The organism is Pseudoduganella plicata (assembly GCF_004421005.1).
GTDB classification, from domain to species: domain Bacteria; phylum Pseudomonadota; class Gammaproteobacteria; order Burkholderiales; family Burkholderiaceae_D; genus Rugamonas; species Rugamonas plicata.
In genome coordinates, this window is the sequence record NZ_CP038026.1 from 5297110 (window position 1) to 5317446 (window position 20337).

Sequence of the window (20337 nt, forward strand, 5' to 3'; positions counted from 1 at the left end):
CGGAGGAGTAATCTTGAAAGACATCCAGCAGTCTCGGTTCAAACGCTCGATGATGTGCACTGCGGCCATGCTGCTGGTCGCGACGCTTGCCGCATGCGGTGGCAAGGCAGAGAAAAAGCCGGGTCAGGCGCTCGCCAGCGTCAACGGTCAGGAGATCACGGTGTTGCAGCTCAATGAGGAGCTGATGCGCGCCAACGTGCCTGCCGCGCGCCAGGAAGCGGCGCGCAAGCAGATGCTCGAAGCGCTGATCGACCGCCAGTTGCTCGAATCCGAGGCTACCAAGGAGAAGATGGACCGCGATCCGAAGGTCATGCAGGCGATCGAGCGTGCCAAGTCGACCATCGTGGCGCAGGCCTACCTGCAAAAGCGGGTCGGCACGATTGCTCGTCCGACGGCGACGGAAGTCGAGGAATACTTCAACAAAAACCCGCAGTTGTTCGCCAGCCGCAAGGTCTTCGACATGCGCCAGCTCGTCCTGGCCTCGAGCGACGTAACTGACAATGTCAAGGCGGCGATCGATGCCTCGAAGTCGCTGGATGAAGTCGCGGCCTGGCTCGATGAGCACAAGGTGAAATACGGTCGCGGTCAGCTGGCACGTTCGACGCAGGAACTGCCACCGGAGCTGGCCGGCAAATTGCTGGCGATGCCGAAGGGCCAGCTGTTCATCATCCGCGAAGGTGACCGCAGCATGCTGCTGTCCATCAACGAGGTGAAGGATGCTCCGGTCACGCTGGCACAGGCAACGCCGCAAATCGAGCAGTTCCTGGTCAACAAAAAGAACAAGGAAGCAGCCGAAGCGGAACTCAAGCGTCTGCGCGCCTCTGCGAAGATCGAGTACCTCGGCCAGACGCAGGCACCGGCCACGGCGGCGGCACCTAACGCCGGCGCGCAGCCGGCGGCCAACCCCGACGCGCATGCACGCGGCGTGGCCGGGCTGAAGTAACACGACAATAAATCAATACAAGAGGGATAAAATGTTCAAGCGATTCATGTTTTGGCTGGCCGCCTTGATGCTGGCAGGCGCCGCCGGCTTTGCCTCCGCGCAATCGACGCTGGGCCCGGGGGACGTCGTCAAGATTTCCGTGTACGGCAGCCCCGATCTGGGACTGGAAACACGGGTGACCGACAACGGCACCATTACGTTCCCGCTGGTGGGGCAGGTGCAGGTGGGCGGCTTGTCCGTGCCACAGGCGGAAAAGAAGCTTGCCGGTCTGCTTGAGAGCGGCGGCTATGTCCGCAAGGCCCAGGTCAACATCATCGTGACCGGCGCGCAAAGCAGCCTGGTATCCGTCCTGGGCAATGTTAACCGTCCAGGCCGCTACCCGCTCGAGGCGAAGCGCACCGTTATGGACCTGCTGGCCGTTGCAGGCGGCATTGGTCCGGACGGCGGCGATACCATTACGCTGATCCGCAAGGTGAACGGCAAGCCGACCAAGGAATCCATCGACATCATCGAGATGGTCCGCACCGGTCAGCTGAACCGTGACCTGGAGCTGGCGTCGAACGACATCATCTATGTCGAACGTGCACCACGCTTCTACATCTACGGCGAAGTGCAGCGCCCGGGCGCGTTCCGGCTCGAGCGTTCCATGACAGTGCTGCAGGCACTGTCGGTTGGCGGCGGCCTGAGTCAGCGCGGTACGCAGCGCGGCATCGTCATCAAGCGTCGCGACGAACAAGGCAAACAACAGATCATTCCGGCGAAACATGACGACCTGGTCCAGACGGACGATGTAGTGTATGTGAAGGAAAGCTGGTTCTGACCCGCATTAAACCCATTTGAGAGTTTGCTATGAATTTCCACCAGTTTTTCCTGATCCTCCGCGCTCGACGCTGGATTCTGTTCGCGACGTTGCTGTTGACGGTCGGCGCGACGATGATCGTCAGCATGCTGCTGCCGAAGACCTACAAGGCCTCGGCATCCGTGCTGATGAACTACAAGGGTGTCGACCCGGTGACCGGTCTGGCCATGCCCGGCCAGCTGATGCCCGGCTATATGGCCACCCAGATCGACATCATCTCCAGCAAGAACGTCGCACTGCGGGTGGTTGACAGGATGAAGCTGGCGGAAAGCCCTGCCGTCATTGCGCAATACAACGAGGCAACCAAAGGCGAGGGCACCGTGCGCGACTGGCTGGCCGATCTGCTGCTGCAGAAGGTGGAAGTCCAGCCTTCGCGCGAAAGCAGTGTCGTCAACATCAGCTTCTCCGGCAGCGATCCGCAGTTCGTCGCAGCCGTGGCAAACTCGTTTGCCGAGGAATACCAGCGTGCCACCATCCAGCTGAAGGCCGATCCGATGAAGAAGGCCACCGGCTACTTCAACGACCAGACCAAGCAGCTGCGCGACAACCTGGAAGCGGCGCAGAGCCGCCTGTCGAAGTACCAGCAGGACCACGGTATCGTCAGTGTCGACAACCGCCTGGACGTCGAAACCCAGCGCCTGAACGACCTGTCGGCGCAGCTCGTGGCGGCGCAGTCGCAGGCGATGGAGGCAACTTCGCGCCAGCGTTCCGCACAGGGCAACGCCGATGCGCCGGACGTGGCCAATAACCCGATCGTGCAGAATCTGAAGATGAGCCTGGCGACCGCCGAGAGCAGGCTGGCGGAAATCGGCCAACGCCTGGGTCGTAATCATCCGCAATATCTCAGCGCCCGTGCCGAGGCGGATCGCCTGCGCACCGAACTGACTACCGCGACGCGCTCGACGTCGGCTTCGGTCGGCAACAACGCTTCCATCCTTGTGCAGCGCGAAGGCGCGCTGCGCCAGGCCCTGGCGGAACAGAAAACAAAAGTGCTGGAACTGAACCGTACCCGCGATGAGATGAACGTCCTGCAGAAGGATGTCGAAAGCGCGCTGCGTGCCTTTGACGTGACGTCGCAGCGTCTGGCGCAGACCCGTATCGAAGGCCAGGCGGACCAGTCCGACGTCGCAATACTGAACCCGGCGGTGGCCCCGCTGCGCCCATCGGGTCCAAAGGTCATGCTCAATACGATCCTGGCGCTGTTCATGGGCACCCTGCTGGGCGTCGGTTTCTCAATGCTGGCGGAGATGATCGACCGGCGCGTGCGCAGCGACGGCGACCTCAGCGATCTGCTGCAGATCCCCGTGCTGGGCGACATTTCGTGGAAGGCCCCAGCCCGCAAACGGTTGAGCCCATTCAACATTTTCACGCCGCGCAAACTGCGCCTCAACTAGGATGGAACAGAACATGAATTCCGCACTGCAATCGGTTACTCCTCCTGCGTCCGTGAACCGCGGCGGCGAGTCCAATATCGGCAGCCTGCTGCTTGAATCGGGCAAGATTACGCCGGAAAACGCCGAGCGCGTGCTGCGTATGCAAAAAGAGCTGGGCATCCGCTTCGGCGAGGCGGCACAGCGACTCGGTCTCATCAACGAGTCCGACATCCAGGAAATCCTGGCGCGCCAGTTCGACTACCCGTACCTGCAGCCGGGCGCCGGTAAGTTTTCGGACAAGCTCGTCGCGGCCTACCAGCCATTCAGCCCGCAGGTGGAACGCCTGCGTGCCGTGCGCAGCCAGCTGATGCTGCGCTGGATGGCACGCGGCCATAAGTCGCTCGTGATCGCCAGTGTGGCGCCGGGCGAAGGCGCCAGCTTGTTTGCGGCAAACCTGGCCGTCGTGTTCTCGCAGCTGGGCGAGCAGACGCTGCTGGTCGATGCGAACCTGCGTGCCCCTGCTCAGGCGCGCATTTTCGATCTGCGCAACAGCCAGGGGCTCTCCGACATGCTCGCGGGCCGTGTCGGCCGCGACGCAATCGCGAAAATTGATTCGTTCGTCGACCTGTCCGTGCTGAGTGCGGGTACGCTGCCGCCGAACCCGCTGGAACTGCTGAGCCGTTCGACGTTCGCAACGATGTCGCGCGAACTCGAGGCCCAGTACGATACGGTGCTCTACGATGCTTCCGCGTTCTCGATCGGTTCCGATGCGCTGGCGGTGGCGTCGCGCATCGGTGGCGTGCTGCTGGTGGTCCGGAAGAACCATACGAGCGTTGCCGAGGTCCATGCGGCGACCGAGCAGCTGGTTCAGTCGGGCGCACAGGTGGTCGGATCCGTTCTGGTGGACTTCTGATGATACCGATGGCGCGCGAGCAGGTGTTGGCTGCCGGAACCCGGCAGCGCCCCGACGGGCTGCTGGACTGGCTGCCCATAACGTTTGGATTTCTTGTCCTGTATATCCCGTCGTTCTACTCGCTGTTCACGGGTATCTGGATGTCCGAGGAACAGGCGCATGGTCCCATCATCCTGTTCCTGTCGATCTGGCTGATCTGGCGCAAACGACATGAGATGCTCGCCGCGGCGCAGCCCGGCAAGGGCACCATCGCCGGCTGGCTGCTGTTCGTCGTCGGCCTGCTGCTGTACATCTTCGGCCGTTCGCAGCAGATTCTCGCGTTCGAGATCGGTTCGTTTATCGCCATCGTGGCGGGTTTGCTGTGCATCAAGCTGGGTACGCCGGCATTGCGCGTCGTCTGGTTCCCGTTCTTCTTCATGTTATTCATGGTTCCGCTGCCATCGGCGGTGGTTGCGGCACTGACATTGCCGATGAAGATGGCGGTTTCGTATGTGAGCGAGCATATTCTGTACTGGGCCGGCTACCCGATCGCCCGCAGCGGCGTCATTTTACAGATCGGCCAATATCAGTTGCTCGTGGCGGACGCCTGTGCAGGTCTGCAGACGCTCCTGACGCTGGAAGCGCTTGGCTTGTTCTACCTGAACGTCGTGCGTCACACGTCTACGTTCCGCAACGTGGCGCTGGCACTGATGATCATCCCGATCTCCTTCACAGCGAATGTAATGCGGGTGATGGTGCTGACCCTGATCACATACCACTGGGGTGACGCGGCAGGACAGGGTTTCCTGCACGGTTTCGCCGGGATGGTGCTGTTCGTCAGTGCCCTGGTCCTCATTCTCGGCATCGATTCGCTGCTGCAGTGGTTTGTTACTTATCGTCAGAAAAAGGAAATGCGATGAAGCGGTCGACGATTACCAGCTGGATACTGGGCGGCACGATGTTGCTGTCCGCCTGGGCGACTGTGGCAATCACACCGACGGTCAAGCTGTCGGAGACGCGCCCGCCTATCGTGCTGGCGCAAAGTATTCCGGAACGCTTTGGCGACTGGCAGGTGGACAAGGCCCAGGTTGCCGCGGTCGTCAACCCGACCACCGTCGCGGAACTGAACAAGATCTATGCGGAAACCCTGTCGCGTACGTACGTCAACAGCAGCGGCGAGCGCATCATGCTATCGATTGCGTATGGCACCGACCAGCGCGACAACCTTGCGGTGCACTTCCCTGAAGGCTGCTACGGTGGCCAGGGCTTCGCGGTGGAGCAGACCGTACGTGGCCAGCTGACGACGGTTGCCGGCAAGATCCCTGTCTCCCGCACGATGGCTACCCTGAACACGCGCATTGAACCGATCACTTACTGGGTTGTTGTCGGCAATCGGGCCGTACCAACGTCGTGGGAAGTCAAGAAAGAGAAGCTGGCATATGCTGTGCGCGGGCTGATTCCGGACGCTACCTTGATGCGCGTCTCCAACGTCACTGCGGACAAGGAGGCGGGATACCGCCTGCAGGAGCAGTTCGTCGCTCAGTTGATGGATGCACTGCCACCGGCCTCGCGGTCTCATTTCAGCGGAACAGGCGACTAAGTATTCCCTATGAGTTCTCTGCTACAAAAGCTGCACCTGCCCGGCAGGCTGCGACCGGGCACCTCTGCCCGTGCCCGCTTCAAGGCGCCAAAGGCGTCCGCGGCAATGATGGTACTGGGTGCTATCTCCATTGCGCTCCTGATGGGCGCAGTCGTCGGCCTGGGCGCCGTGCAGCTGACGGTTGCGCTGTCGGGGCTGCTGTTATTTCTGCCTCTCCTGTTCCTCATCAATACCCGGGTATTGATGCCGCTCCTGCTGGTGATGGTGTTCGTGATCCAGGGATCAGCTCAATATGCATTCAACATGCGGCTGGCGACCTGGCTGGCGACGATGCTGTGCGGACTGTTCTTCATTCGCGCCATTCTTGAGCTGACGAACCGGCGCGGCAGCACGCCCGCGCCTTCGCGCCAGTTCCCTGGACCGGGGACCGTCATCACGGCGGCGTCGCTGTATCTGCTGTGCTACTTCTTCAGTCTGGCTCTCGGCCACGCGACGCCGCTCCAGATCATTTCGACTGTACGGTTCACATTGCCGATGTTTGGCGTTCTGTTCGCGTTTTACTGGTTCAACTGGCAGGAAGAGCGCATCACGCGTCTGTGGTGGATTCTCGTGATGATCACGGTGCTGCAGGTGCCGGTGGTGGTATATCAGCACTTCATCATGGTGAGCACTGTTGGCTGGGATGCCATTTCCGGCACATTTGGTAGCGGCATGAGTGCGATTATGGTCATATTCGCCATTGCGACGCTGATGTTCGTCCTGGCCCGCTGGTCGAGAGGGCTGACGAGCACTTCGGTCCTTGTTTGCACCACGGCGTGCGTACTCGCCGTGATCCTGCTCGGCGAGGTGAAGGCGGCGCTGGTCTGGCTCCCCTTGGGCGTGCTGTGGATCCTGCGGCGTCGCGTGCTGCGCAACGTCGTGGGGTTTATTATGTATTCGTGCCTTGTGCTTGCGTTCACCGCGGGTACGTATGCGGCCTATAAAGCCATGTACTGGAAAGCTGGCGCGGCCCACGCCGAGACTCTGGCTGAAAAGCTCGACTATATCTCCGGCTATGCTATCGATCCGAACAACATTAATAACCGGACGGGCGAGGTAAGCCGGGGCGCCTCGATGATGCTGTGGTATCGCGACAGCGTCTCGGCAACGAAAGAGCGGCTGATCGGGTATGGACCCGGTGCCAGCGCCAGCAGCTCCGCGACAGGTTTCGGCGTAGTGGCGATGCGCTATCGGCCACTGGGGATCGCCGCAACGACAGTGGCAGCGTTATTGTGGGATGTCGGTGTGGTGGGATTGCTCTGCTACATCGTTTTCCTCGTGACAGGAATTGTCGCGGGCTTTCGCTTCGTCCGGCGCGGTACCGCAAGCCCGGCAATTCTCAGCATTGTCGATGCGTCAGTAGGGACACTCACCCTGCTCCTGACGACACTGTTCTACAACCGCGCGCTGCTCGACGAACCTACCGTTCAGCTCTTGTGCTTCCTGAGCCTCGGCTGGATCGTACAATGCTGCCGCTACCACGACAAAGGTGAGTCCTCCACCGTCAGCTCGGCCTCCCCGGTGGCAATGCCTGCCGTGAAAACGGCATGACGGCGAACGCGGCTTTCCGCAATCTCGTCAAGAACAGCTCCATGATGTTCCTGCTGAATGTGGCGGGTGCGGGGGTGAGCGTGATTACGATCCCCATCATGCTGAAAATCATGGGCGTCGAAAGCTATGGGCAGCTCGTTCTCGTCCAGGCGATTGCGCTCGCCGTCTTTACCGTATGTACGTTCCAGTACTGGCAAGGCCTGTTGATCGCGCTGCCGGGACATCGCATGGGGCATGTAGCGCTGCGCCGCGCCGTTCTGCGCAGTTTCGCGTTCGAATCGGTCGGTATTGCTGTCGTGCTCGTGCTCCTGACCGCCCTGTCCCTGTTCGGCATCAAGCAGTTCGGCAAGTTCAGCACCCTCGAGGTGTTGCTGCTCTCCGTGGCAGCGGTATTCCCCATGCTGGGCACACACACGGCGTACTTCCGCCTGGTGAATAAATATAACGTATTGATGATGGCGGGCTTCCTGGCCAGTTTGATCAAACTTGTACTGCTGATGCTCGTCGCGCGTTTCAGCCCGTCGATTTCCATGCTCGTGGCCGCGTTTGTGCTGCCGGAGCTGGTACGCTTCCTGTTGTTGTTCTACATGATTTTCCGCTGGCGGCACGGCGTGGAAGGCCAGCTCGACGCGAACGCCATTAACCAGCGTAAGTTGATCGATGCCGGCCGGTGGAGTACATTGCAGGCCATCTGCGACCTGCCGGTGGTACAGCTCGACCGCATTATCATTGGCTTCACCTTGCCCGGGCATAACCTCGGCGTCTTTGCGATCTTGAAACGCATTTACAGCCTGATCAATATGGCGACAGCGCCGTTCTACTCGACGTCGATCCCTGAGTTCGCTGCCCGCGTAAACGCCGGCGATATTCCCGCCGCGTTTGGCTTGTGGCGACGAACGATGAAGCTGCTGTTTGGCGTGTCCGCTCTGGCGGCATTCGGGTGTTTTGCGCTGAAGGGATTGTGGATGCCCTACCTGTTCCCAGTGCTGCAGGATTATCAGGGCGAGTTTTTTGTCGTGCTGCTCAGCGCCGTGGTCGCGGGCGGGTTCATCACCACCCACTCCCTCTACTGGGCACTGGGTAATCTGAAACGGTCGACGCTCATCACAGTCCTGACGAACTTGCTGTACCTTGGACTGCTGTGGCTGCTCACCTGGGCATTCGGACTGATTGGCGCGTTGAGTGCCTTCCTGGTGCACGTATTCGTTGTCGCGGCCGTTAAAATAACTCTTCTCAACAGTAAATATACTTTGCAACCATGATTCCCAAGATTATTCATTATTGCTGGTTCGGCGATGGCCAGATGGGTGCGATTCACCAGCGGTGTATTGAGTCTTGGCGAAAGTATTGCCCTGACTATGAATTGCGGCTGTGGAATGAATCGAATTCGAATATCGATAATATATACTGCAAAGAGGCCATTGCCCGGAAGAAATGGGCTTTTGTCGCGGACTATGTGCGCTTCGACGCGCTAGCGAAACACGGAGGGATCTATCTCGACACCGACGTCGAGCTGATTCAGTCGCTCGACAGTATTCTCGACCACGATAACTGCGTGATCGCTCGCGAGTCGCCGATGAGCATTGCCACCGGGTTTATCGCCTGTAGCGCGAACGATCCGGTTATGCTGACGGCGCGCCGCCTGATGGACGAGGAATTGCCGCGCAAGCGCATCTTCGCCACATCGCCGGTGATCGTTAAGCATGCCATCTCGCTGCACTCACCGCAGAGCGCCCTGATACTGGCGGAAGAAACCTTCTACCCGTTCAATCCATATGACCGCTCACGCAAGCCGAACGCAAGACAATTGATGTTCAGTGATGTTACCGCCTCGACTATCGGTATCCATCATTATGGTCCCGTGGTTTCGTGGGCTGACTCTCGGTACAAACGCGCAATTGCCAGAATACGTCGCGCATTGTCAATCAAGCTCAACTGGGAATTATCCTTCACGCCCTTCAGTTCCTGAGTGCGCAAATGTGCCGCCGCCCGGATGAGCGAGTAACGGCGGCCACGTTTCATCCGCGCCGGATATCGATGAGTATTTATTATGTGTTTTAGCGACTGAGCAAGAGATGCACCGAAGTCAAGATCCTTGATAATCAGTTATTGCATCGATATATCAATGCGGCGTTTTCAACACATTCTCAAAAAAAGTTTCAGTTCATTACCTTGTGGCAACGATTTTTTTGTTCGCTCCGTGTATATTACGTCCCAGGTCGCTCGTTTCCATGCGGCATGTTCCAGTTGGCGCCGCTTCATGCGCGCCACGACGTACCAAACACAGGAGTTAGAATGAAGGTCTTCAAACACGCGATCGGGGTCGGCGTTGCTGCTGCGCTGGCACTGATGGCAGGTCCGAGCCGCGCCGACTGGGCACTCTCGTCAAACATGGCGGTCGTGCGTGCGGCCCCGACGTCTCTGGCGGTGCAGGCACAGAACCCGCCTTCCTTCACATGGGCGAAATACCGCAACGCCCCCGGTTATATCGTCGAAGTATCGGCTGGCAGCACCGTGTACGCGACGTACACCACGTCGCGGAACTTCTATCTGCCATCCCGGCGTTTTCCGAACAACACCTATACGTGGCGGGTGCGCCCCACGCACGTGGTTGACTGGTCGACGCCGCGTTCGTTCGTGATCAACGCCAGCTCGACGGTATTTGAAGTGCCGGAAAACGACGCGCTGCGCGCCACCGTCCTGTCGCGCCCCCACCCGCGTTCAGTCGAGCAGGGCTTCCTCATGGCCAGCAACTGGTCTCCGGAACTGCGCGCGAAGCGCGGCCCTGCGCTGACGAAACTCACGACCGACGTTCTAAAACAGGTTACGACCTACACTATCCCGGCGGACTCGCAGTGGCCTGTCACCTCGTCGACGCCAAGTGCGGCGCGCCAGGCATATCTCGGCACCATCACGAACGTGATCGGCCAGAACGTGCGCCAGCTGGAATCGGCAGCGCTGCTGTACCGCCTGACGAAAGAGTCGCGTTACTTCGACGAAGCGTTGCGCCGCGGCGATGCCCTGGCTGCACTCGACCCGAACGGCATGACGAGCTACGTCAATCACGATATCGTTCACCGTCAGATCATCATTTCGCTCGTCAAAGCGATGGACCTGATCGACGGCGACCTCGACGCGACGCGTCGGGCCAAGTGGCAGGCAGTGATCAAGACGCGCGTGACGCCGATGTACAACGATTTGATCTCCAACAACTTCCGTCTGGACGAGTTGCCATACGACTCGCACGGCGGAACTGCCTTGCTGTATCTGGCGACCGTGTCGGCGCTGACGCTGGGTGACTTCCCGGAAGCGTCGGCGTGGTTTGACGCTACGGTGCGGGCGTACATCAATTCCGTCAATCCGTGGAGCGGCAACGAGGGCGGCTATGCCAACGGCGGTGCCTATGCGATGTACTCGACGGACTTTTTCATCCAGCTGTGGCAGCCTCTGGCGCGCGCGACCGGTGTGGATCTGTTCAAGAAGCCATGGACCGTCGGTTTCGCGAACATGATTGCCGAGTTCATGCCGCCCGGCGCAACGGGTCTGGTATTTGGCGATCAGCACGAGTCCTACCTGTATACGCCGCAACTGAAATCGTTTATGGGGCGCATTGCCACGCCCGCAGCGGCATGGTATGTCCGAAACACCATTGGCGACGAACCTCCACTGCATCTGCTGCAGGCGCCGTATCCGCTGCCCGTGGACACCGTCGCCGCGCCGGCGCCCCCGCCGAACGCGATTGTCCTGCCAAGCACCGGCTGGGTGGCCATGCACAGCAATCTGGCAGATCGGGGGAGGACGTCGGTGTACTTCAAGTCGAGCCCGTACGGTTCGTACAACCACAGCCACGGCGATCAGAATTCACTGGTCATCGACAGTGGCGGTCGCCGGATGCTGATCGAAGCAGGCTACCAGGACTATTATGCTTCGCCTCTGGGTATTTCATGGTACCGTCAGACGAAAGCGCACAACGCCATCACTTTTGATGGCGGCGTGGGACAGATCACGACGGATAACGTGAACAACCTGCTGCGTAACGGGAAGATCACGGCGTTCTCGGCCACTCCTACCGTCGATTACGCACAAGGCGACGCGGTGCCGGCTTACGGCGGTGCCTTGACGACCGCGACGCGTTCGGTCTGGTACCTCCGCAACAGCGACACGGTGGTCGTGCTGGACAAGCTGGCATCGCCAACGGCCCGCAAGTTCGAGTGGAATCTGCATACTCGGGCGCCGATCGTGGCGGAGAGTGCCAGCGCGCTGAAGGTGACGAACGTCGATCGCTCGCTTTGCATCAGCTCGCTGTCGACGGACGGCACGACGTACAAGCCGCTGACCGGCCCGGCGAACCCCAACTACGCCGAGTATCATGGCGCATGGGTAAAAGGTACCGCGGCTACTTCCGCCGAGTTCCTGGTGGTGCTGGATGTCGGTTGCAAGCGTCCGCCGGTATCGCTGCGCCGCTCCACCTCCGGTCGCACACTGGTGGTCGGGACGACGTCAATCGTACTGCCACAGTAACCGGGCTTCGGTCTTACTGTACAAAGGCTGCCTCCGGGCAGCCTTTTTTTCGGTTCTACGTGGGAATGGGGGGCGACGAGTTTGACGAACTGAGAAGGTGGTCGTGGTGGAGGTCTGTAGTTGGTCGATGATGGCCGCCAGAAAGTCGATCTGCCAAACCGCCGCCGTGATCAATGCTATGCCGTCCGCCCCTTCTTGGGAAGGCGATGCTGTCGACTTCGTCCAGGATCTTCGATTTCGTCTCAGGGCCGGAGGCTGTCACTGCCGAGCAACTGACTGCCTGCTCCGCTGCTCACCATTACGTGCTGTCGGCGACCGATGCTGCGGCGGCGTGCCGTGCATTGTGCAGGGGGCCTGCGTAGAACACCGGGCGGTTAATCTGCGCCAGCGCATTCGCGTTCCGGACCCGTCTCCATGCAAACGCGGATCGCCATCCCAGCTTGATCAGGCATGGCTCTCCAATTCCGTGGCGGTGCCAGCCGCTACCTCCCGCATGACCTGAGCTGGCTTTACAAGCTCCAGCGAAGAACCCCGCCCTCAACCGCGGCAATTCCTGCAGCAGTATTATTCCCGGCTGGAAGTTGATGCGGAAGGGGCAGGTCGTGGCTGACGGAGCACCGTTGCGCGGCCTGCTTGCGCGCAACCTGGTCGGTGCAAGCCCGCCCCGCGCTGACCACATCGGGCGCTGCAACGTCCAACTGTGGAAACATGATTGATCCGGCCGCGGGTGTTGTTGTCCTACACTCCCGTTGCGCAAACGAGGATTTTAACGGTGCGGACCTTGCATTTATTGTAACGGTATAGTGAAATGCTAATGGGTGCTTCTAGAAGGTCAACAATAAGGAGGATAGCGTGTTTTCAAAAAACCTAGCTGCCGTAACCGTTGCGGCCGTGTTTTCGCTGGCAAATTTTGCCAACGCTGCAGTGACCGTTGTAAGCAATACGTCGTCGATCACTATTTATGAGGATCAGACCCAGTTCGCCACCGCAGCAGGGCGCCTGGGGACCGATTCGTTCGATGACCTGACTTTCGGCGACCAAGGCATCGCCGCTGTACGCCAGGCCGGTTCCGAGTCGTACACGATCGCCGCGGGTCAGGGCCTTTGGGGTTCGGAGTACGCCGGCAACCGCTATCTGTCTAGTGCTGACAGCAGCGACCTGCTGCTGTTCTCGGGCTTCTCCGCAGCAACACGTGGCTTGGGCGGCACGTTCTTCGGCAGCAACGATAATGGCGAACCGGTCGCCCGCGGTGCGATCAACGTCACCGTCACGGACGCAACCGGCGTGCTGGTGCTGACGGTTTCGGGCGGCATCGGCCAAGGTTTTGTCGGCTTCCTCTCGACGGCGGCAGTGCAGGCCATGACATTGCAGGCTCAGGCTCCCGATCGCTATTTCCCGAGCGTGGACGACATCCGTATCGCCGCGCCGGTGCCGGAACCCAGCACCGCAGCGATGATGCTCATGGGTGCCGCCGTTCTGCCGCTGCTGCGTCGGCGCAAGGGAAAATAGGCGTCGCGTGACGGTTACAGGCGGCAGGCCCTCAGCACTCCAGTTGCAATGGCGGCTGTATGCGTATCTCTCGTTGCCGTGTCGTTGATGGCACTGCCGTGTGACGTGGAGGTAACGGGCAGCGTCTGTATCGGTATCTACCAGGGCTCGAGCCCCGGAAATCGCGAGGACGGTTCGGCGGCGGCCACCGGGGCGCATCAACACTGAGCCGACAGCGGCCGATGCGCGCCATCGTCGCTGTCAGGGGGCATCAGTGATGGCCTGCGAGCCATCACTCCTCGTGACCCCAAGCCCTTCGCTGCCGCTGCCACCGCCTCAGGAAGGCGTGAAAAACCGGTTATAACCCCCATTTTGCAAAACATTGTTCGAAAAGCGATTGCTCCCCCCGGTTATCGTGCACGCCCTGAATCGGCGGCTGATCAGATCTGCCAGACACGGCGGGGCAATGCAGGAGTTCAGAAGAGCAGCGCCCTGGCTTGCGCAGCGGTGATCTCTTCCACGCTATCGCTCCTCCCTGACCGCAGTTTTCGGTCCCGGACGTAAGTACTCTCCAGCGCTCGCTGGGACCCCTCAAGTGACCGCCGTTAGCGCCGCACCCAGTTTTACGAGGCGTCCAGGATGATGCGACCGATCGTCTTGTTCGGTGCACTATTGTCCTCGCGGCTTGGTCGCCAGGACTGGTCGCCAGAGGCTTGGCGGCTCGCGATGGTTGCGCGAGCATCCCTCTCCGATCCCGCAGGCCTGTGACTTCCTCGCGGCCGGATCCGAACCGCGCCGCAATGTAGTCTTTCGCTCTCTCCATAATCTCCGCTTTTCAGGCCACCTCGCGCCGTTTTCCCGACCTTTTACTGGCTTCCAATTGTGTGAGTCACGAAAAGTCTTAGAAATACAACTGTAATTCGCCGAAAGACATAGTAAACGTCGCGTTTTCGCAACAGTACGCGCTTTTATTGACATAATAGTTGATTAAGACCACTTTCATATCGGAAACTTCGCCTATTTTGCTTCTAAAATGCGGCGAAATAACGTTAAAAAGATGAAACATTGCAAAGCTTACTTCCGAATCATATCAAGTGAACAGCAGCAATGTTCCCGCCTCACTTAATATGCGCTTTGTTCAAAGTTCCACAGGGAAAATAAATGTCCAGGATTAAGAGAAATGCCGTCAGTATGGCTTGTTTGCTTGCCTTGCTCGCCGCGTGCGGCGGCTCTGGCAGCGATCCAGACGTCAAGGCTGGCGGCGCTACCCCGACATTGCTGGCCGGGTCTGTCGTTACTACGCAAGAGCCCCTTGTGTCCGCATCGCGTATCGCCGGTGGCATGGCGGCACAGGAGGCTACCGCAGGAGCGATTCCGGTATTGCTTGCGCCCTCCGAGGCAAGATCGCGTGAACTGAGCGGTACTGTGCCCACCGCACCGGGCGTCACGCTGGCCGGAGCATCCCGTCTGCTGTCACAGGCCAGCATGGGCGCCACGATGTACGATATCCAGCAGGTAGCGATCAAGGGTATGGTGCCGTGGCTTAACGAACAGTTCGCGATGCCGCAGCTGATGCACCGATGGTATATCGACAATGCAATGAGGAAGGCGGGAGTTGGCGGCTGGGGGACACAGGATCAGTTTTACGAGTCCTTTTGGCAACAGGTGTGCACCGGCCAGGATCAACTGCGCCAGCGGGTGGCCTTTGGGCTGTCGCAGATTTTCGTCGTGTCCTTTGTTGATGACAATCTGGGGAGTTCGGGCCGGATGATGGGTGGCTACTACGACATGCTCGGCAAGAACGCATTCGGAAATTTCCGTACGCTGCTTGATGACGTTGCACACCACCCGGCAATGGCAATTTATCTGAGTTTCCTGCGCAATAAAATGGAAACGGAGACTCGCGTGCCGGATGAGAACTTTGCACGCGAGCTGATGCAGCTGATGACGATCGGTCTGTACGAGCTCAACCAGGACGGGACCGAGAAGCTCAAGAACGGCAAGCCAATCGAAACGTACACCCATGATGACGTGGCGGGGCTGGCCAAGGTGTTTACTGGCTGGAGCTGGGCCGGCCACGACAAGAGTAATGCGCGCTTCTTTGGTACCATTGAAGACCCTTGGCGCGACTGGCTGCCACTGCAGAACTATCCGAATTTCCATTCCACCTCGACGAAGCAGGTCCTGGGCCGTCCCCTCACCGCGACCACCGCGGAAGGCGAGCTGAAGGAAGCGCTCGACCGGCTGTTCAACCACCCGAACGTGGGCCCGTTCATTGGCCGCCAGTTGATCCAGCGCATGGTGACCAGCAACCCATCGCCGGCGTATGTGTCGCGCGTGGCTGCCGCTTTCAACAACAACGGCTCCGGTGTGCGCGGCGACATGAAAGCGGTGATCAAGGCGATCCTGCTGGACGACGAAGCACGCCGGCCCGGTGCCAACGCGGGCGGGCGGGTGCGGGAACCCGTACTGCGCCAGGCGAACTGGATGCGTGCGTTCTACGCCTCGTCCGTATCGGGGAAATACACCATGTGGTCCATGGATGACCCCGTCCGCGGTTTGGGTCAGTCCGTGTTGCGGGCGCCGTCCGTCTTCAACTTCTATCGTCCCGGCTATGCGCCGCCTGGCACGGCGCTCGAATCTGCGGACATGGTCGCGCCCGAGTTGCAAATCGCCTCCGAGCCGGCTGTCGTGGGTTATCTGAATACGATGAAAAATGCGATCTATAACGGCATGGGGCGCAACTACGATATTCGCACTGGCTACGTGAAGGAATTGGCGATCGTGGCAGACGAAGACAAGCTTGTCGATCGACTTAACCTGCTGCTGATGGCCGGACAGATGACGCCCACCACGCGCGCGCACATCAGGAACGCGGTGCGTTCCATTCAGATGCCGGCCGCGTGGAACACCGATCCGGCTGACATCAGCTATCGCCGCACCAACCGGGTGTATCTGGCGGTCTATCTGACGATGGCCTCGCCCGAATATATTATTCAGCAATAAAGAGGTACGAAATGAACGATCAAATTACCCGGCGCCGCTTTCTCGGCGGCCTGTTGGCCGCCGCCGGCAGCAGTGCTGCACCGTTTGCGCTGAATCTGGCCGCGGTCGGCAACGCCGCCGCGGCAACTGCCACCGACTACAAGGCACTGGTGTGCCTGTTCATGACAGGGGGCAATGACCACTACAACACATTGCTGGCCACCGATCCGGAGTCCTGGCGCGAATACCTGCGCCTGCGTGACACCGGTGACGCGCGCTCCATTGCATTGCCTGCCGTCGGCGCCGCGAAAGGCGTGTTGCCGATTACTCCCAAAACATCTCAGGCGGGCCGGAGCTTCGCGCTGCATCCACAGTTGACCGGTCTAAAAGCGCTGTTCGATGCGGGTCGCGCCGCGGCTGTCGCGAACGTTGGTCCCCTGATCGTACCGACCACCCGCGCTCAGTACCTCGGCCGTGCCGTGCCGTTGCCACCGAAACTGTTCTCGCACAACGACCAGCAGGCCGTCTGGCAGGCGTCCCGGCCCGAGGGGGCGCGGGTCGGTTGGGGCGGGCGCATGGCCGACATGTTGCGCAGCTCCAATGGGAACTCGTCATTTGCCTGCGTCTCGACAACCGGCAATGCTGTGTACCTGAATGGCCAGTACATGCGGCAGTACCAGATCGCGGCGGACGGCGAGCTGGCCAGCATTGACGGCCTGAACGGCAACGTCTATGCGGGAACCGCTCCGTTGCGCGCCATTGTCACGGGCCGGACGGCAGGCGTGATCGGCTCGGCTTACGCCGATATCGTTGACCGGGCCATCGACCTGGAAGCGACGCTGTCGTCTGCGTTGGTCCCTGGCGGGGCCGGCGGCGTACCGGCCCCGCCTCCGTTCATCGTCCCCAGTACGGGCTCAAGCTCGGTTAATCCGCTCGCGCTCCAACTGCAGACCGTCGCGCGCATGATCGCTTCGCGCAACAAGCTGGGCATGAAACGACAGGTCTTCTTTGTCAATCTCGGCAGTTTTGACACGCACGATAACCAGAAAGTGCGGCAGGCCGACCTGCTGGCGCGCCTCTCGCATGCGCTGAGCTATTTCGACAGCGTCCTGGGCAGCCTCGTCGGCACCGACATGCGCAAGCAGGTCACCACGTTCACGGCATCGGACTTCGGCCGCGCGCTGACGAGCAACGGTGACGGCACGGACCACGGCTGGGGCTCGCACCACTTTGTTGTTGGCGGTGCGGTGGCGGGGCGAAATATTTACGGCACCATGCCGGAAATCGGTCTTGGTCATGCTCATGACGTGTCGCAGGGCTCGCTGCTGCCGAATTACTCGGTCGAACAATATGGCGCAACGCTGGCCAAATGGTTCGGGTTGTCGGCTTCTCAAACCCTTGAGGCGTTTCCGAATCTGGTCAATTTCACCCAGCGTGACCTCGGATTCATGATTGCCTGACGCTCCCGTGCGCTTGCACGGCGCACACGTCCGTGTGATATCATTGACGGAATTGCAATTCTGGACGTGTGCGTTCACCACTTGGGAGTCAGTGATATGGGTAGTAAAGTCGATGCCGGGGCAGCGCTCGCACCCCGGTCGGCCCGTGGCGGCATTTGTGGCGCGAGGCGGAGCGTGCGCCGGGCTGTCAAGTGCAGGGAGCAACAATGAGCGAGCGCAACCCGCGTGGTTCCGCCGGTGCGCTCCGTGTCCTGCAGCTGGTTCCCGACGCACTGCCAACCTTTCGCGTAGACGTATCTGTCCTCTTCGGCAAGTATCTGCCACGTTACGGCGTGCAATGCGACGTCGTAGGCAAAACCAGCGATGCCCCGCTCTTGGATCAGGGATTCTCATCGGTACGGCGCGCCCCCACCGGCAAGAAGTGGCGCGTTGAATTATCGTATCTCTGGTTGTACATTCGCACCATTTTCAAGGCCCGTCGCGAGGAGTGCAATGTGATCCAGGTGCGCGATATGGTCACGCACGGCCTCATCGGCCTGCTGTGCGCGAAACTCAAGCGGGTCCCCTTCGTATATTGGATGTCGTACCTGATGTCCGAGTCACGCATCGACCGGGCCAGGACGAGCCTGCGCAACGGTGGCGGGCTGCGTGCCCGCATGGTGCTGCTCAAAGGGCTTGTCGAGTACTCCCTGCTGTATAAGGTCGTGTTGCGCTTTGCCGACCATGTCTTCGTCCAGACTGACACGATGCTGGATCGCGTGGAGCAAAAGGGGATCCCTCGTAGCAAGATGACCCCAGTGCCAATGGGGGTGGATATGGAGGCGGTGATGGCGCGGCCGGAACCGCGTCGTCCGGAAGGCTGGGATGCCGGGCCCCTGCTGGCCTATCTCGGCACGCTCGATCCGGTCCGGCAGATCGACCTGATCATTGACGCGCTCGTGCTGATCCGGCAAGTACAGCCGGATGCACGTCTGCTGCTGATCGGAGACGCATCCACGAAGGCCGACGCGCAGCGCCTGCTGGACCACGCGGCCAAGGTGGGCGTCGGCGACGCCGTGCGCATCACGGGATGGCTGCCGATCCAGGAGGCATGGCAACTGCTGATGGGGGCAGATGCCGCGGTATCGTACATACCGCGCGGCCCGATCCTCGACACCGGCTCGCCCACCAAGGTACTGGAATACATGGCTCTGGGCATTCCCAGCCTGGGCAACGACAATCCGGACCAGCGCGTCATAATGCTGGAGTCGGATGCGGGCTGGCTGACCGACAGCACGCCGGCTGGAATGGCCGATGCTGCGATACGTATTTTTGCCGATCCTCAGTCGGCCGCCCGCCGCGCCGCCGCGGGTCCAGGTTATATCGAAGCCAAGCGCAGCTATCGCGTGCTTGGCGAGATGGTGGCTCAGCGCTACAAAGTGCTGGTCGCCCAACAATAATTGTGTAGAGCTATGGCAAATCAAGGCAAGTCTATCGTCATGCTGGGCACCAGCCTGACGGCGAAGGGAGGTATCTCCGCCGTCGTCCAGGTGTATGTGGATACCGGGCTGTTCGAACGTTTCCCGATCCGCTATATTGCCACGCATCGCGATGGCGGCGCTGCGGCGAAGCTGGTTGCCATGGGGCAGGCGTACCTCGCACTCCTGTGGATACTTCTGCGCGGCAAGGCTGCTTTGGTGCACGTCCACACGGCGTCGCGGGCGAGCTTCTGGCGCAAATGCGGCATGCTGCTACTGGCCAGGCTGTTTCGCGTGCCCACGATCATCCACCTGCACGGCGGTGGCTTCGCGGAATTTTACGAGAAGGAATGCGGGCCGGCGCGGCGCTGGCTGATCCGCAACATCTACGACAACGCCAGCCGCGTCATCGTGCTGTCCGGACAGTGGGAAACCTGGATGCGTGGCGTGACGCGGAACCGGAATGTGACCTCTTTATACAATCCTGTCGTCGTCAGGGACACCGTGCCAGACTGGAATGTGCGCGACCGCGCAACGGTATTGATGCTGGGCCGGCTGAACCGTGGCAAGGGCGCATACGATCTGGTCCAGGCGGCAGCGGCCATCGCGCATGGCGACTTTCGCCTGAAGCTGGGCGGTGATGGCGAGATCGAAAAGGTCCGCGAGGCGGCGCGCTCGGCCGGCATCGGCGATCACGTCGATCTGCTGGGCTGGGTCGGCCCCGAGGAGAAGGCGCGTCACCTTGGTACTGCGACCGTGTTCGTGCTGCCGTCCTACTACGAGGGGTTGCCCATGAGCGTGCTGGAAGCAATGGCCGCCGGAATGCCTGTCGTGACTACGCCGGTAGGTGGTATTCCTGAAGCAGTGACGGACGGGGTTGAAGGTTTCCTTGTTGCGCCCGGTGACACCGCCGCGCTGGTCGACCGGCTCAAAACGCTGCTGGCCGATCCGGCGCTCGCGCAGCGCATGGGGCAGGCCGGGCGTCGCAAGGTCGAGAACACATTTGCCCACAGCATCATCATGCCGCAACTCGAGCGCATGTATGTGGAACTGGGCGCTGTGCCGACGCAACCGTCGCGCGTTGCTGCATCGCTGCCGAGGGCGAGCGTGCCGGAATAAAATGCATATGCTGTCAATGTACTTGTAATACTTGCCAGATATGATTGTGA

General features: G+C 60.5%; 15 protein-coding genes. All 15 read left to right on the top strand.

Annotated elements, in window-relative coordinates:
- Nucleotides 1–13 precede the first annotated feature (13 nt).
- The 15 genes from E1742_RS23370 to E1742_RS23440 all read left to right on the top strand — a co-directional run bounded on the left by E1742_RS23370 (nt 14) and on the right by E1742_RS23440 (nt 20287).
- Nucleotides 14–943, top strand: a complete 930-nt coding sequence (locus tag E1742_RS23370; protein ID WP_229466271.1) for an EpsD family peptidyl-prolyl cis-trans isomerase — start codon at nt 14–16, stop codon at nt 941–943.
- Between the two features lie 31 nt (nt 944–974).
- Nucleotides 975–1763, top strand: coding sequence for a polysaccharide export protein EpsE (gene epsE / locus E1742_RS23375; RefSeq protein ID WP_134387477.1), 789 nt, complete (start codon nt 975–977; stop codon nt 1761–1763).
- A gap of 29 nt (nt 1764–1792) precedes the next feature.
- Complete coding sequence (gene epsF, locus E1742_RS23380) at nt 1793–3196, top strand: chain length determinant protein EpsF (RefSeq protein WP_134387478.1); 1404 nt, start codon at nt 1793–1795, stop codon at nt 3194–3196.
- Between the two features lie 13 nt (nt 3197–3209).
- Nucleotides 3210–4088 carry a chain length determinant protein tyrosine kinase EpsG gene (gene epsG / locus E1742_RS23385; protein WP_229466272.1) on the top strand — a complete coding sequence of 293 codons (879 nt, stop codon included), beginning with the start codon at nt 3210–3212 and terminating at the stop codon, nt 4086–4088.
- Nucleotides 4088–4987 (top strand): exosortase B, encoded by a 900-nt coding sequence (gene xrtB / locus E1742_RS23390; protein ID WP_371860181.1) that lies wholly within the window; start codon nt 4088–4090, stop codon nt 4985–4987. The genes epsG and xrtB overlap by 1 nt, the downstream gene beginning before the upstream one ends.
- A complete protein-coding gene (gene epsI, locus E1742_RS23395; protein WP_134387480.1) occupies nt 4984–5667 on the top strand; it encodes an exosortase-associated protein EpsI, B-type in 684 nt (227 codons plus the stop codon). The genes xrtB and epsI overlap by 4 nt, the downstream gene beginning before the upstream one ends.
- 9 nt (nt 5668–5676) lie before the next feature.
- Complete coding sequence (locus E1742_RS23400; protein ID WP_134387481.1) at nt 5677–7257, top strand: hypothetical protein; 1581 nt, start codon at nt 5677–5679, stop codon at nt 7255–7257.
- Complete coding sequence (locus E1742_RS23405) at nt 7254–8519, top strand: lipopolysaccharide biosynthesis protein (protein WP_134387482.1); 1266 nt, start codon at nt 7254–7256, stop codon at nt 8517–8519. The genes E1742_RS23400 and E1742_RS23405 overlap by 4 nt, the downstream gene beginning before the upstream one ends.
- Complete coding sequence (locus tag E1742_RS23410) at nt 8516–9226, top strand: glycosyltransferase family 32 protein (RefSeq protein ID WP_134387483.1); 711 nt, start codon at nt 8516–8518, stop codon at nt 9224–9226. Before E1742_RS23405 ends, E1742_RS23410 begins: the two co-directional genes overlap by 4 nt.
- Before the next feature lie 326 nt (nt 9227–9552).
- The gene (locus E1742_RS23415) at nt 9553–11778 is read left to right on the top strand and encodes a DUF4962 domain-containing protein (protein ID WP_229466273.1); all 2226 of its coding nucleotides are present in this window, start codon (nt 9553–9555) and stop codon (nt 11776–11778) included.
- 852 nt (nt 11779–12630) lie between these two features.
- Entirely contained in the window at nt 12631–13287 is a 657-nt protein-coding gene (locus E1742_RS23420; RefSeq protein WP_134387484.1) for a PEP-CTERM sorting domain-containing protein, read from the top strand.
- Between the two features lie 1140 nt (nt 13288–14427).
- On the top strand, nt 14428–16272 hold the full coding sequence (locus E1742_RS23425; protein WP_229466274.1) for a DUF1800 domain-containing protein: 1845 nt from the start codon (nt 14428–14430) through the stop codon (nt 16270–16272).
- Nucleotides 16273–16283: 11 nt separating this feature from the next.
- Nucleotides 16284–17711 (top strand): DUF1501 domain-containing protein, encoded by a 1428-nt coding sequence (locus E1742_RS23430; protein ID WP_134387485.1) that lies wholly within the window; start codon nt 16284–16286, stop codon nt 17709–17711.
- 206 nt (nt 17712–17917) lie between these two features.
- Complete coding sequence (locus tag E1742_RS23435) at nt 17918–19150, top strand: glycosyltransferase (protein ID WP_134387486.1); 1233 nt, start codon at nt 17918–17920, stop codon at nt 19148–19150.
- A gap of 39 nt (nt 19151–19189) precedes the next feature.
- The gene (locus E1742_RS23440; RefSeq protein WP_206076703.1) at nt 19190–20287 is read left to right on the top strand and encodes a glycosyltransferase; all 1098 of its coding nucleotides are present in this window, start codon (nt 19190–19192) and stop codon (nt 20285–20287) included.
- Nucleotides 20288–20337 lie beyond the last annotated feature (50 nt).